Consider the following 14,751-nt stretch of genomic DNA (forward strand, 5'->3'; position numbering starts at 1 on the left):
TATATAAAGAGGATCATCAGCACAACTCTAAAGTCAGAATGTAAAGAGTTTTCTATGCTATAGAAGTCGAACATTGCAGTAAAATCAGCCAGACAACTCTTGTTCAAAACTAAAAATATCACTAAAAGGAAGAATTTAGCGTTAACATGAAGATACAGTTACATAAAGGATATTAACTGTTTTTGCCAATTGGGTTTACAATGAAAATAATCTGAATACCCAGCGAATTGTAATTTTTTAACATTGCCAAATCTCTGCAAAGTTTTCATTATAGCGCCACTGTTTGCTATATGCTTTCTACGTTAATTCAAAGAAATTATAAATAGTAATGTAGAAAATCATGCAATAATAAGCAGAGTTTGCAGACATCTTGCAAACAAACCCCGATACTTTTTAATTGGAGCATGCTGGATGAGTTCGACCATTTTGGTTATTCATGGACCGAATTTAAACTTGCTTGGGAAGCGCGAACCGGAAGTTTATGGTCACCTTAGTCTTGACGATATTAACCAGCAGCTGATTGCTCAGGCTCAACAAGCTACCTTACAACTCGATACTTTCCAGAGCAACTGGGAAGGTGCCATTGTTGACCGAATTCATCAAGCCCAGCAAGACGGCATTCAATATATCATTATTAATCCAGCAGCATTGACCCATACCTCTGTTGCTGTTCGCGATGCCCTCCTTGGCGTTGCCATTCCTTTCATTGAAGTCCATCTGTCTAATGTGCATGCACGTGAGGCATTCCGACATCATTCATACTTGTCCGATAAAGCCATCGGCGTGATCTGTGGTCTAGGTGCAAAAGGCTATGCTGCTGCCCTCGACTATATCATTGAAAAAATACAACCTTCTACACAATCTTAATTAGGAATACTGTCTCATGGATATCCGTAAAATCAAGAAACTCATCGACTTGATGATTGAATCTGACTTACAGGCGATCGAAGTTAAAGAAGGCGATCAATCGATTGCATTAACTCGTCGTAATCCAGTGGTTGCAGCAGCTGTTCCTGCGATGCCTGCACCAGCAGCCGAAGCACCAGCAGCAAAATCTCCTCGCGGTGCTGTTGAAACTTCACCAATGGTCGGCGTGTTCTATGCAGCACCAAGCCCAGGTGAGCCGACCTTTGTTAAAGTTGGCCAGACCGTTTCTGCAGGCGATACGCTCGGTATTATCGAAGCAATGAAAATCATGAACCCGATAGAAGCAACTCAAAGCGGTGTGATTGAAGAAATTCTGGTGAAAAATGGTGAAGTGATTCAATTCGGTCAACCACTTTTCCGCTACCGCGCTTAATCATCCCGGGGATTTATAATGTTGCAAAAAGTTTTAATTGCAAACCGTGGTGAAATTGCGTTACGCATCACCCGTGCTTGCAGAACTTTAGGGATCAAAACTGTAGGTGTCTATTCTGACGCAGACAAGGACCTGATGCACTTACGTTTCTGTGATGAAGCAGTATGTATCGGCCCTGGTGCGAGCAGTGACAGCTACTTGAATATTCCTGCGATTATTACAGCTGCTGAAATTACCGGCGCAGATGCAATCCATCCTGGTTATGGATTCCTCGCTGAAAATGCAGAATTTGCAGAAATCGTAGAAAATTCTGGTTTTATCTTTATTGGTCCGCGTCCGGAACATATTCGTTTAATGGGAAACAAGGTTTCTGCCATTATTGCCATGAAAAAAGCTGGTGTACCAACAGTACCGGGCTGCGACCATGCCGTAACGATTCACAATGCCATGGCTGAAGCCAAAGAGATCGGTTTTCCACTGATTGTAAAAGCTGCTTCTGGCGGTGGTGGTCGTGGTATGCGTATCGTAGAAAATGTCGATACCCTGCTGGAATCTGTTCAGGCTGCACAGCGTGATGCAGAAATGTGGTTCGGTGATGATACGGTCTATATGGAACGTTTCCTGCAAAAGCCACGTCATGTCGAAGTGCAAGTACTTGCTGATGGTAATGGTCATGCGATTCATCTGTATGATCGTGACTGTTCACTACAGCGTCGCCATCAAAAAGTACTGGAAGAAGCACCAGCACCGAACTTACCAGAGCAAGCACGTGCTGATATTCTAGAAGCCTGTGTCAATGCCTGTAAATTGATGCAATATCGTGGTGCAGGTACATTCGAATTCCTGTTTGAAGATGATGAGTTCTTCTTCATTGAAATGAATACGCGTGTTCAGGTTGAGCATCCGGTAACTGAAATGGTCACGGGTATCGATATTATCGAACAGCAATTGCGTATTGCTGGCGGCTTAGGTCTGGATATTCAGCAAGAAGATGTCAAGGTTTTAGGACATGCGATTGAATGCCGTATTAACGCAGAAGATCCATCAACCTTCTTGCCTTCACCCGGCAAGATTGAGAGCTTCTATGCACCAGGCGGCGCAGGTATCCGCTTAGACTCGCACATCTACCCAGGCTATAGCATTCCGCCGTATTATGACTCGATGATTGCCAAACTGATTTCGCATGGTAAGGATCGTGAGACGTCTATTTCTCGAATGAGAAATGCTTTGGAAGAAATGATTTTGACTGGCGTTAAAACCAATATTCCTTTGCATAAAGATTTAATCCTTCAGGATAAAAACTTCTGCAAACAGGCAATGGATATTCATTACCTAGAGAAGCATTTGTTAAAGCAGCTTGAAGGTGCTGAAGACAAAGCTTAAATCAAAGCTCATAAAAAAAACCGCTGTCATTCAGCGGTTTTTTTATTGTTTGCAATTTAAGGCAATACGCGTCTGAGCACAGCAAAACATTGTTCGGCTTTTTCATTGGCGCAGAAGTTAATGGTATAAGGGTTTTGCCATTTCACAAAATATTGCGAAATTTCACCAGACTGATCCACCTGATTGCCTGAACAGTCTTTTTCATTATTGTCATATTTTACTTGCAGAATCAGCGCTGGAATCTGCTGCGAAGGATCCTGTGCCGGCTGATAGTCATATAGCCCCGACGTCCACTCATCGCCACTTTTAATCACCACATTATTATTGCCTTTAAAATTATAATATTCGATACATTTTTTATTATTCGGGATTTCCATTCCCCACAATCCGACAATTTCCGGACGGGTTTTCACAGTAAATGTATTTGGGATTTCAGCAGCTTTAACAGGAGCATTCGCTGGTTTTTTATTTTCTGTCGCCATTAGCCAAGGTGAGCTCATGAGTAAGATAAGGCTAAGACATATTTTTTTCATATTTACCGGCATCTTGTTAACAATTGATTCTAAATTATCATATTTTTTGGGATCGTGTCCCGCTCTAACGCAATTTCAATACAGAGTCAGAAATTATTTATCACATTGTTTAAAAACATGGATTTCCTTTCTGACTTTTTTTGTATATATTTCGTATATAAGAATCTTAATAGTTCGCATTAATAACAGATTAATCAAACAATAAAATTATATTTTGGGTCAAACTTAGTTGCTGAACAAAGTGATCATTCACACTTAAAAATTTGAATAGGATTTTAAATTTGCAATTAGCTCGAATAACAGAACAACAATTAAATCATGAAACCTATGCTTATTTTGTCATTGTTTTCGCTGTTTTAGTCTGTTGTTTTATTGGGATCGCAACCAGACCAATTGAGTATCTGGCCTTATTGTGGCCGGCCAATGCTGCCTTATTAGCCCTGTTCTTACGCTTTCCACATTTAAATAATATGGGAGGTTGGCTTGGTGCATTCAGCGCTTTTATGTTTGCAGATCTGATCACCGGGAACAGCCTATTACAAAGCCTGTTTCTTACCTTGTCTAATCTGATCAGCACTATTGTCTCGATATTTTTTATTCGATATTTCAAGATTAATTACAAATACTATAATACTGGTTATACATTCGTTCATTTATTTGGCATCTTCGCTTTTGCAGGCTGTCTGGCCAGTGCGGCTTTTGCAGTTCTCACCTTGCCAAATCTACCCAATTCATTCATGACCAAAGAGAATTTATGGATTGATTTTGGTCTATGGTGGACGGGCGAGATGGTCAATTATATCGTGGTATTACCTTTGCTTCTGGCCTTTCCCAGAATCAAGGATATGCAGTATCTGTTTAAAAACCGCCGTCAAAAGCGTCATCATTTCAGTTATTTTCTGCCCGCAGCTACAGTCGTACTCTGTGTCATCATCACCAATATTTTTTCAGGTCCGGGCACCCTGCTCTATCCTTTGGCTGCGCTGATCTGGGCCGCATTAACCTATCGCCTGTTTAGCATGACACTGATTAATGCGTTTGTGACTATTTTAACCTATTACAGCCTGACGCGGTTTTATGCCACAACGCATGACACCTTGGCAGATTCTACGATTTATATTTCGCTCCGGATCGGGCTGTTTATGCTGGCCTTATCGCCGCTTATTCTTTGTATTATTAGTCAAAACCGCAATGAGCTGTTTAAACGGGTTCTCTATCTGGCCAATCATGACAGTCTGACCCGCACCATGAACCGTCATTTTTTCTTTCAGAAAGGTGAATATTTACTGCAATATGCCAACAGAATGGAATTTTCGGTCATCATGCTGGATATTGATCATTTCAAACGTCTGAACGATGATTTTGGCCATCATGTCGGTGACAAGGTGCTGCAACATTTTGCGGAAATCATTCGCTGCAATTTACGTGCTGAAGATCTGTTTGCACGAATTGGTGGGGAAGAATTTGTGCTGTTACTCTGGAATACCGAACCATCAGAAGCACGTCTTATTGCAGAACGGATTCGTGATCTGGTGGAAAAAACCCCGATTTATCAATCAGATGGCTCGCCCCTGTATATTACCGTGAGTGTGGGCATCACTCATCAAAATGAACCGCAGGCCCAAGACCTGCAAAACCTGATCAATATTGCAGATCAAGCCTTGTATCAGGCCAAACATCGTGGGCGAAATCAGGTGGTGCTTGCATCTTGAGCCTAAATGATCTACAACCTTGAAGCAGCAACACTAGGGAATGGCAATGAAATTTGAAGAATATCTGCAATATGACGGTTTAGGACTGGCTGATCTGGTCGCCAATAAACAAGTACATTCAAGTGAACTTTTATCTGCTGCACTAGAGCGTAGTTCAATTGCCAATCCCGAGCTAAATGCAATTATTATTCCGATGCATGAGCATGCATTGAAACGGAGCCAGCAAAATCTGTCCGGACCTTTTGCCGGTGTGCCTTTTCTGGTTAAAGACCTGTTTCAGGAATATGCCGGTTATCCAACTTCTTATGGTTGTCAGGGCTTAAAACGGATTGGTTATATCGCCGAGACCAATGCCGAGATTGTCAATCGCTGGGAAAAAGCCGGGATTGTGACTTTTGGACGTACCAATACTCCTGAATTTGGGATTAAAGGTATTACTGAACCAGATGCTTGGGGCAGCTGTAAAAATCCGTGGAATTTACAGCATAATAGCGGCGGCTCGTCCGGTGGTTCCGCTTCTGCCGTGGCTGCCGGAATTGTACCAATTGCGGGTGCTGGTGATGGTGGCGGCTCGATACGTATCCCCGCTTCCTATTGCGGCCTGTTTGGCCTGAAACCGAGTCGTGGCCGCACGCCTTGGGGACCACAAATGAGTGAAGCCATGCATGGCGCCGCGATTCAGCATGTACTGACCAAAACGGTACGGGATAGTGCTGCAATGCTGGATGCCACCCATGGTGAAGATCATAGTTCACTGTTTAAGATTCAGCGTCCACAGCATCATTATCTGGATGTGATTCAGCAACCGCCAAAAAAACTGAAAATTGCGTTTAGCACTTATTCTACGATTGGCACACCTGTTTCCCAGGATGCCATTAAAGCCATTGAAAAAACAGCCAAATTGCTAGAATCTTTGGGCCATGAGGTGGTCGAAGACCGTCCAGCCATTGATGGAATGCAACTGGCCAAGGATTTTATTACCACCTGGTTTAGCCAGTTTTCATTTATGCTGGATGAAATCCAGAAAGGCTATCCGTCCAAATCGAATGATTTTGAACTGGACTCTTTAGCGCTGGCGGCTTTTGGGGCCAAAACCAGCGCGATTGATTATATCCAGAACCTGAATAACTGGGGCCAGTACGTGACCCAGATGAATCATTTCTTTGATAATTATGATCTGTACCTGACGCCTGCAACGGCGACAGTGGCGCCAAAAAATGGTGAGGTCAAAACACCAAACTGGCAGAAACCGATTCTTAAAGCTTTATTGAAACTAAATAAAGCACATTTGCTGGCGCAAGGTAAACTGGTCGACCAGATTGTGAAAGAAAATCTAAAATGGGTGCCTTTTACCCAGTTGGCCAATATTACCGGACTCCCAGCGATGTCTGTACCACTGTACTGGAATGAACAAAACCTGCCGCTCGGTTCACAGTTTATTGCGCCGTTTGCCCGTGAGGATCTGCTATTACAACTGGCAGCCCAATTGGAACAGGCACAACCGTGGTTTGGGCAATACGCCAAAATCCGTATTTAATACTGAGATGATATTTTCAAGCCTGTTTTTGCAGTTCGACTTTATTTGGCAATCCGAAAATCAGTAACAAGCCAAGCAAAGTCGATACTGCAGCAGCGATAAAAATAGATGTGCCGCCGACTTGATCCCAATAATGCCCAGCCAGAATACTGCCACTCGCCACGCCAACGCCCCACATCGTGCTATATAGCGCTTGTCCACGTCCTTGCTGCCCTGCAGAAAAATTCTGGAAAATCACTCGCATCGCAATCATATGAAATAAACCAAAACTTAAAGCGTGAATCGTTTGAGCAAAAAACTGTGCCATGAATGAAGCAGGAAAGACCCCGACGATGAACCATCTTAATCCGGTCATCAATAAGCATAACGTGACCAGATGGCGCCATGACCAGCGTGTCAGAAAGAACGTCGCATAGGCAAACATGATGATTTCCGCAATGACCCCGACTGACCAGAGCAGCCCAATCTGGCTGGTGCTAAATCCCGCCTGACTGAGATAATTGCTATAAAAACTATAAAACGGCGCGTGTGAAAATAGCAGAATCAATTCAATCAGGAAAAAACTATACACCACTGGGCGTTTAAATATCGGCCATAAGGGTTCGAGCTGTTTCTGGGCGATAGGCGCCATCGTGGGCTCTTTAATGGTAAATGACCAGAGAAAGGCCAGAAATGAAATACACAGCAACAACACTGGCAACATACTGATGCTCATAATTTCAAAGACGGCGCCCAAGCCGAATACACCAATTATAAAACCGACAGATCCCCATTTTCGTACTTTGCCATAGAGTTCTGCTCTTTTTTCCCCGAGCCAAAACAAAGTCACGCCTTCAAACTGTGCCAAAATAGCATTCTGAAAGAAACTGAAAATCAGCATCAGTAAAGCTACGGACTGAAAGCTATTGGGAATGATAAAAATCATGAACCAGATACAGGCTTCCATCCAGGTGGCAATACGTACCAGCAGCATGCGTTTACCAGACTTGTCTGCAATCCAGCCCCAAATTAAGGGAGCAAAAAAGCGGGTGACGATTGCAATAGAAGATAAAATGCCAATTTCCTGATAATTGAAGCCCTGATCTTCTAGATACAGACTCCAAAAAGGCATGAACGCCCCAACAATCGCATAGTAAAAAAAGTAAAATCCACTGAGTCTATGCTGGATTGCTAGAACTGGCATTGATTTATATATCCTAATATTTTCAGAATGTTAAACTAAATAGATTTCTATAGCACTGTATTCGACGACTCTTGATTTTGCTACGAGCATCTCGCATTAGTCTAAAAATAAATTTTCATAAGTTTATGGATAAATTTTGCTAAAGTAAAAAACTCTGTGTGGAGTTAAATTAAAGTAAGAACATAAATCGGCTTCTATATTGAGCACACGATAAAGAGTGGAAATATTTTAGAAAGGAGTATGGGTGGACTTTAAATCTGAAGATCAATAATTACACAGACATTCTCATTATTTTATGGCTAAAGTATGTCCAAAGAATTTTCAGATCATAGGCTAAAAAATTAAAACTAACTCTAGCTTTATAGCAAGGAGAAAATCAATGCCTAACTTTATAAAACCTATATGCTCGGGTCTAGTCTTCCTCCCTCTAATGGCAATAAGTATTTGTAGTGCTGCATATGCTAACACTTCCCCTATAGCATCTAACTCTCCAAAAGATAATATTCATCCCAATATAGATCATCATTTAAGTGAAAGTCTTTATCCTGATGAAGCAAACATAACTGAAAAAATCGCAGATATAATTGAGATATTGATTCGGAAAGAATATTCCACAGGTATCGCGCTACGTGATGCCCATCCCAAAGCACATGGTTGTGTACGTGCAGAATTCAAAGTAGATGAAGTTCTTCCTAAAAACTTGGTTCAAGGTGTTTTTATTCCGGGAAAAACATATCAAGCCTGGATTCGTTTCTCTAATGGTTCTAAAGATGCCCAACAAGCAGATATTAAAAAAGATGCCCGTGGCATGGCGATAAAACTTCTGGCTGTACCGGGAGAAAAGCTTTTAGATGATGAAACCTCTACTCAAGATTTCATTATGATCAATCATCCTGTCTTTTTTGTGAATGATCCAGTCCGATATATGTCATTTATGCAAGATATAAATAGCGATAGATTTTTCAATAAGTTGCATATTCCTTTTGCATTAGGAGCTAAAGGAACCTGGATTGCCTTAAATACGAGAAATAAAATTTCTAATCCTTTGCAAACTAGATATTGGTCTATGGTGCCCTATCAATTAGGAATAGGCACTGATCGTCAAGCTATAAAGTATTCAGCTCAAGCATGTTCGACAGTGACAGATCCTCTTCCACATGCTCCGCATCATAATTTTCTAAGAGAAAAACTGCGCCAATATTTGCAAAAAAGTGAAGCATGTATGGAGTTTTTGGTACAGCCTAGAACATCAAACACCATGTCGGTCGAAGATTCCATGACTGAATGGCAAGAAAGTGAGGCACCTTTCTACAAGGTCGCAACTATCCGCATTCCTCCACAAGTTTTTGATACGCCTGACCAAAACAAGTTTTGTGAAAACCTTTCCTTTACACCATGGCATACCCTACCGGAACACAAACCTCTGGGAGTAATAAACCGAATGCGAAAGGTGATTTATGATCGTATTAGTGAGGTTAGACATGATATGAATTCTATTAACAGATCAGAACCACATTAAAATATAAGTGCTTATTTGAAGTTATCAGCTAACCTAAAATAACCTGTTGTACTGCTCATTCGCCTTAACTTAAAAGCTTTAGTTTACAAACTTTGTGCAGAGTTAATTTAGAAACATAAATAAAGCTGCTACATTAAAAATGACATTATAAAAAGGAAAATGGTTTCAGCGATGAAAATTAAATCTCCTATTATTAAATTGATCATGAGTTGTTTATGTTTAGGTTCAACATATGCAATAGCATCTCCTCCACTTCCCGATAGCAGCAAAATCCAAGCATCTCATATTTCGGAAAAAATACCGGGTACAATATTATCTATACAAGAACAAAATACTGATCTGTTTACGAATGCCTCACAACGTTTCTTAATCAATTATCGCAGTCGTGGCACAAAATCCGAGCCCATCGTCACTTCAGGCTATATCTTGTTACCTAAAGGCAAAGTCCCTAAAGATGGATGGCCTGTTCTGGCTTGGGCGCATGGTACAACTGGCGTTGCTGATACATGTGCACCCTCTGGCGATTATGTGGGTGGGCCAGTCCATGTCTATCAGCAAATCGCTGCTAAGGCATTGAATGCCTGGCTCGCTCGCGGCTATGCAGTTGTTGCACCTGATTATCAAGGTTTAGGCACTCCGGGCGGTCATCCTTATATGAATGCGCGAAGCCAGTTGCATACTGTCGTTGATGCTCTACGAGCGATCCACCATTTAAAGCCTTATAACTTTAGTAAAAATTGGTATGTTATGGGTCATAGTCAAGGAGGTGCAGCATCTCTTAAAGTTGCAGCGTCCGGTCAAAAAGATGCGCCTGAATTTGATCTTCGCGGGGCAATTGCACTGGCGCCAGGCGGTTATCAATATGAAGGAATCGCTGAATATGTTGCCAGCAATTCGCAAATCACGACTAATGTCGCCGCATTTTTTCCAATTGTGCTTTTAGGAGCAGAGGCTGCAGATCCGCTGCTTGCTCCAGCAAATTTAGTGAGCCCAGAAATGGGAGAAATTCTTAATCATGCACGCAGTCGCTGTTTGTCAGAATTACAATCTGACCTAAAACAAGCACCTAAGACTGTCTTTAAATCAAATGTAAATCTGGCACCTTTGACACATTATTTAAAAGAACAGTCTATTGAGAATATGACACCGACTGTGCCGGTTCTGCTGGTACAAGGTGAGAAAGATCAACTGGTCGATGATCGTGGTACTTATGCTTACTATCAGCAGGTATGTACGAAGCAGAAATCTATCGCCTTCCATCTAGTCAAAAATGGAGATCATCGTGATTCCTTAAGACAGAGTGAATTTCTAATTGGAAACTTTATCCATTCAGTTGAACAAGGGAAAGCTTTGAACACCTGCCCTACAAAATAACCCGGTGAGCTTTTGTATTTAATCATTAAAAACTCAAATATTTTAATCTTCATATTTATAGAATAGTCCTTTAAAGGAGCACTATTCTATAAAGAGGATAAACTAATATTAATCCGTATTCTTACTTTCTGTTATAACTATACTTACGATTTCGAATTGTTTTGAGCCCATCATTTTTATACTTTAATTCTTTAGCAAATAATAATTAGAATGAAAGAGGTTATTTATGTGCTCGAACTATGAATTTCCCTCAAAAAAACGTCTTTCCTTATTAGATATTCATGAAGAGCAACTCGAACTGGGCATGAAAACACATGTTTATCCTTTAGCGCCAGCCCCAATCATTATGCGCGGTGCTGATGATTTTGAGCTGGATATCGCACGTTTCGGACTGATTCCAGCCTGGGCGAAAGAATTGAAATATGGCCGGCATACCTATAATGCACGGACTGAAACAGTGGCATCCAAACCGAGTTTCCGACATGCTTGGAAAAACAACCAGTTTGCTTTGGTACCCGTCGATACATTCTATGAACCTAAATATATAGACGGTAAATCGCACTGGTTTGGCATTTCACGTGAAGATGGCAATCCTTTTACCGTGGCGGCGATTTATGATGACGCACACATTGATGGTGAGAAAATCAGATCATTTTCGATGCTGACCATAAATTCAGATCAACATCCCTTTATGAAACAGTTTCATGACCCGAATGACGAAAAACGCTCGATTATTGTGATTCCGGAAGAATCACGACATGACTGGTTGCACTGCGATCATGAACAAGCCCATGAATTTTTCTTTGAAATGAAAGATGAGTTTATTGCAAAGCCTAGAGATCAAGGTTTATCGGGAAATTAAAAAGCCCTAAACCAAGTTAGGGCTTCGTCCATGTGAAAAAGCTATTTTTGCTCTCTCAATGGATTTTCGGGTTCTGCATTGGGTTTTTTCTCTGGTTTGACATGCTTATAAGATGCCTGATTACCCTTGTCGTCATTCGATTCTTTATGCGGATTTGATTCTTGCTCTTGCTCTGGCTTATTTGTCATATGCATCTCCTTCATATATCTATTAAGAGATAAATATGACATCTACTGCTAAACATCAATGTTATTTATGTTGCACATTCAGTTTTCTAAAAAGACAAATTTTCCTTGAAGTATTCTTTTACATTTCACAAACCCTAAAGTCCATCTCAGCAAATAAGCTGTTCAGCCTGATCGTAGATGGTACAGCAAAGAATATGAATTCGCGTGCGAGCCGATATCGAATACATGAAATTTTCTAAGCTTATCCACTGCCGGAAAAAGTCTTTTCATTTCAGTAAAATCTTTAGGATGATTGGCCTTAATCATTCGATGCCAACCAGCTAATGCAGTTTCAGCCTGTGGCCTCTTTTGAATTGCTTCAAGAATTCGAGCATGGGTGATCACACGCATAAATTTTATTGTATTCCAGTTCTAAGCAGCTAAGAATTTATCAAAACGTAATCCTATTGAAATGATTCTTTTATAAAGTATTCCTTGTGAGAAATTATGTTTAGATCCAAAAATTTCATCAGTAAAGAAAAACCCCGCCAACTGATGATTGAACGGGGATTGATCTTCATTAAGATGTCTGATGATTTGGCACATTATTCAATATTTTTCAAGCAATCACGACACTGTTTGACCTCATCATGGTCACACGTGTAGTTAATTTCAGTCGCACCATGAAGACCAAATAAACAAAATATAAATTGCATCATGTTTTTCTCCTAAGTGTAAAAAGCTCAATCTAGGATCAAGCTTTATTGCTTTAAATATAGAATGATTCAATATAAAATGATTGGATCAGCGATCTAGAACAACTTCAGTACTCAGCTCTGTTGTTTAGCCTTTCAGTAAAATTGAAGCTTTTGGGCTAAGTTTGTACAGGCTCTTCAGCTTGAGTCGCCTGATCTTTTTTACAATGATCACTTTTACAATGCTTGCTGCTCATCATCTGACACATTTTCTCTTTGCAAGATTTAAAACAACAGCCAACCATTACGCCCATGCCAAATGCGCATATACATCTCATCATAGCTTTGTCCTGTCTTTTCGTGAAAAGAGATATATAAATAACATCTATTCATGTATCTCTCCTGAGGGAATTTTCAGGCTTTATGTTGTGTATGAAAACTTATGTGAAAGAGAATGAGCAAAAAATACAATCAGCAAAGAAAAAACCAGATTTAAGACGGAAAAGAAAAAGCCTGTTTAACTCTCCTAAATTAAACAGGCCCTATAATGTGCTGATTTTTAATTATTTTCATTAAGTTCTTAGAATGACGCCAAGATATCACTAGCCATGCAGCCAATCTGTGTAGGATATATAGATGCAATGTTTCAAAATATGAAAAAACCATTACTTTTGTTAATTAAATGACTGTAATTTATCCAAAAATCTTTTTAATGGGCAAATAAGACGATTAAATAACCAAAACCCAAAAAGAATTGCTAAACCTATAAATGAGAATAGGTTAATTCAGATTTGTAGGAGAAAATTCCTTATTTCAGTCAATATCGGATGTTATGAATGTTCAATGTCTCATAAAGTTTATAGATCCCTGCTTTCTTTTTAGTCATTTCTCTCTATAATTTTTCATATGAGCAATAACAATATTTTGGCAGCATGAAAAATCGCATACTAATTACTTTATTGATGAGTCTGGCAATAAGCGGCTGCCAAAAACAGCAAGCAGAGAGTGCAGCAGAAGCTGATGCAAACATTAAAGTGCAGTTTGAACAATCAGATAATCAACTGAGTGCTTATCTGGACAAACTTGACTCTTCAACAATTAGTCTGGAAGAAAGAACACGTATCCTGTGTGAACAATATCCTAAAGAATATAAAAATAACTATATGCCTGCCTTGCTAAAACTTGCACCCAAGGAATATACAGAAAAAGAGTTGCTCACCGACCTAGACAATGCCTTGAATTTCTACAAGCTAAAAGCCAATATTCAGTGTTAATAAATACTTAGTCTAATCGTGCAATGAAATATAAAAAACCGCCTGATTCAGGCGGTTTTTTTATGAAGAGCGTAAGTCTTAAACAGAATTAACACTGCGGTTTTCACTGATCTTGTTGCTGTTGGTTACTGTTTTGCTGTGGCTGTTGTTGCTGTTGGCCTTGCTGGTTTTGTTGCTGATTGCGCTGCGGCTGCTGTTGTTGCTGGTTATTTTGTTGCTGATTTGGGTTTTGCTGGTTGTTTTGTTGACGCTGCTGATCTTGATTGCGTTGTTGATTTTGCTGTTGCTGTTGTTGCTGCTGTTTCTGTTGGTCTTGCTGTTGATTATTAGCCATGGTGGTATTCCTTACTATTTGCTTTAAATTAAAAGCCGATAGGTTTCGACTTAATATCTACTCTACGCATTTTTCAGATTTCGCCAACCTTTAACCTGTTACAGATTAATTCAATGTAAAAAATAGTAAGATAAGTACTTGAAGTGGAGATTAATGCGCAACATAAATTACCTGATATAATGCAACAGAAACATAATGAAAGACTTTATAGGTCAAAAATTTATTATCCAATAAAAGGAATAACTTAAGTCCTATTTCATATATAGGAAAATTTTTAATAAAATTTAAAAAGCGTTATTAAACAGAACCACTTAATAACTATACTATTGATATTTATAAATATATACAAATAAATCTAAATCTTCTATATTTTTAAAAAATTAAATAAAACATTAAAAATACAATTCTTTTTGAATATTATTAACTGTGAAGAAATACGATACTTAACATGACCTCACCAATAAAACTTAAGCTGTTTCGAATTTACCTTGACTTTAATTCAAATATTTTTACTTATTATTTTGGTATAAACTTAGATCAAATCATTGTTTGTAATTATATTTATTAATCTATTTATAATAAATAAGCCCCTTTAAAAGAGGCTTATTCTATTCAGTTTTTATTAGATATTGACTACTTTGACGATAATCGTTTGAGTATCTTCCTGCTCTTCGGCCAGATACAAACGTTTAAGCTCTTTGCTTTTCACTTTGAACTGCAAATTCTGATAAGAAATTGTGCTTGGTATCTGATCAAAATATTGACCATCAGCGTCAATTTCTTCCTGAAATAATGGTGTACCCAATTGATAGTCAAGACTTTTTAAGACTACATATTTTACTGTGGTTTTCATTCCAACACCCTACTTTCACTAAGCA

Annotated in this window: 15 protein-coding genes; 9 read left to right on the forward strand and 6 right to left on the reverse strand. The window is 39.5% G+C overall.

The window, feature by feature from the left end; translation table 11 throughout:
- The first annotated feature begins 411 nt into the window (after positions 1 to 411).
- From aroQ to accC, 3 genes are read left to right on the forward strand one after another with little or no spacing between them, the layout of a single operon-like run.
- Positions 412 to 867, forward strand: coding sequence for a type II 3-dehydroquinate dehydratase (aroQ, locus tag NI462_RS01825; protein WP_005246503.1), 456 nt, complete (start codon positions 412 to 414; stop codon positions 865 to 867).
- Positions 868 to 883: 16 nt separating this feature from the next.
- The gene (gene accB / locus NI462_RS01830) at positions 884 to 1,300 is read left to right on the forward strand and encodes an acetyl-CoA carboxylase biotin carboxyl carrier protein (RefSeq protein ID WP_005107117.1); all 417 of its coding nucleotides are present in this window, start codon (positions 884 to 886) and stop codon (positions 1,298 to 1,300) included.
- Positions 1,301 to 1,318: 18 nt separating this feature from the next.
- Positions 1,319 to 2,683 (forward strand): acetyl-CoA carboxylase biotin carboxylase subunit, encoded by a 1,365-nt coding sequence (gene accC / locus NI462_RS01835; RefSeq protein ID WP_004280198.1) that lies wholly within the window; start codon positions 1,319 to 1,321, stop codon positions 2,681 to 2,683.
- A 56-nt stretch (positions 2,684 to 2,739) separates the two neighbouring features.
- Here accC and NI462_RS01840 read toward each other — a convergent pair whose 3' ends face one another.
- Positions 2,740 to 3,183: a hypothetical protein gene (locus NI462_RS01840; RefSeq protein ID WP_435574957.1), complete on the reverse strand. Its 444-nt coding sequence runs from the start codon at positions 3,181 to 3,183 to the stop codon at positions 2,740 to 2,742.
- 314 nt (positions 3,184 to 3,497) lie between these two features.
- On the opposite strand from NI462_RS01840, the gene NI462_RS01845 reads away from it, so the two are divergent.
- Together NI462_RS01845 and NI462_RS01850 are read left to right on the forward strand one after the other, a co-directional pair.
- A complete protein-coding gene (locus NI462_RS01845) occupies positions 3,498 to 4,928 on the forward strand; it encodes a sensor domain-containing diguanylate cyclase (RefSeq protein WP_253158877.1) in 1,431 nt (476 codons plus the stop codon).
- 46 nt (positions 4,929 to 4,974) lie between these two features.
- Positions 4,975 to 6,465: an amidase gene (locus tag NI462_RS01850; RefSeq protein WP_004646804.1), complete on the forward strand. Its 1,491-nt coding sequence runs from the start codon at positions 4,975 to 4,977 to the stop codon at positions 6,463 to 6,465.
- A 16-nt stretch (positions 6,466 to 6,481) separates the two neighbouring features.
- Here the strand turns inward: NI462_RS01850 and NI462_RS01855 are convergent, their stop codons facing one another.
- Positions 6,482 to 7,648 (reverse strand): MFS transporter, encoded by a 1,167-nt coding sequence (locus NI462_RS01855; protein WP_004646803.1) that lies wholly within the window; start codon positions 7,646 to 7,648, stop codon positions 6,482 to 6,484.
- A 379-nt stretch (positions 7,649 to 8,027) separates the two neighbouring features.
- Between NI462_RS01855 and NI462_RS01860 the strand changes: the two genes are divergently transcribed.
- The 3 genes from NI462_RS01860 (at position 8,028) to NI462_RS01870 (ending at position 11,403) form a co-directional block, all read left to right on the forward strand.
- Positions 8,028 to 9,167, forward strand: coding sequence for a catalase family protein (locus NI462_RS01860; protein WP_004646802.1), 1,140 nt, complete (start codon positions 8,028 to 8,030; stop codon positions 9,165 to 9,167).
- A gap of 159 nt (positions 9,168 to 9,326) precedes the next feature.
- On the forward strand, positions 9,327 to 10,541 hold the full coding sequence (locus NI462_RS01865) for an alpha/beta fold hydrolase (protein ID WP_016806849.1): 1,215 nt from the start codon (positions 9,327 to 9,329) through the stop codon (positions 10,539 to 10,541).
- 226 nt (positions 10,542 to 10,767) lie between these two features.
- On the forward strand, positions 10,768 to 11,403 hold the full coding sequence (locus NI462_RS01870) for an SOS response-associated peptidase (RefSeq protein WP_004646800.1): 636 nt from the start codon (positions 10,768 to 10,770) through the stop codon (positions 11,401 to 11,403).
- A 41-nt stretch (positions 11,404 to 11,444) separates the two neighbouring features.
- On the opposite strand, the gene NI462_RS01875 is transcribed toward NI462_RS01870, so the two are convergent.
- Both NI462_RS01875 and NI462_RS15120 read right to left on the reverse strand, forming a co-directional pair.
- A complete protein-coding gene (locus NI462_RS01875) occupies positions 11,445 to 11,591 on the reverse strand; it encodes a hypothetical protein (protein ID WP_004646799.1) in 147 nt (48 codons plus the stop codon).
- 162 nt (positions 11,592 to 11,753) lie between these two features.
- A complete protein-coding gene (locus NI462_RS15120; protein ID WP_016806847.1) occupies positions 11,754 to 11,981 on the reverse strand; it encodes a type II toxin-antitoxin system HigB family toxin in 228 nt (75 codons plus the stop codon).
- 1,216 nt (positions 11,982 to 13,197) lie between these two features.
- Here NI462_RS15120 and NI462_RS01885 point away from each other — a divergent pair.
- Positions 13,198 to 13,539, forward strand: coding sequence for a hypothetical protein (locus NI462_RS01885; RefSeq protein ID WP_004646794.1), 342 nt, complete (start codon positions 13,198 to 13,200; stop codon positions 13,537 to 13,539).
- Between the two features lie 103 nt (positions 13,540 to 13,642).
- Here NI462_RS01885 and NI462_RS01890 read toward each other — a convergent pair whose 3' ends face one another.
- Both NI462_RS01890 and NI462_RS01895 read right to left on the reverse strand, forming a co-directional pair.
- Positions 13,643 to 13,873 (reverse strand): hypothetical protein, encoded by a 231-nt coding sequence (locus NI462_RS01890; protein ID WP_004646793.1) that lies wholly within the window; start codon positions 13,871 to 13,873, stop codon positions 13,643 to 13,645.
- Between the two features lie 622 nt (positions 13,874 to 14,495).
- Positions 14,496 to 14,726: a hypothetical protein gene (locus tag NI462_RS01895; protein WP_004646792.1), complete on the reverse strand. Its 231-nt coding sequence runs from the start codon at positions 14,724 to 14,726 to the stop codon at positions 14,496 to 14,498.
- Between the last annotated feature and the right edge of the window lie 25 nt (positions 14,727 to 14,751).

The sequence above is a fragment of the Acinetobacter lwoffii genome (assembly GCF_024129715.1).
Classification (GTDB): domain Bacteria; phylum Pseudomonadota; class Gammaproteobacteria; order Pseudomonadales; family Moraxellaceae; genus Acinetobacter; species Acinetobacter lwoffii_U.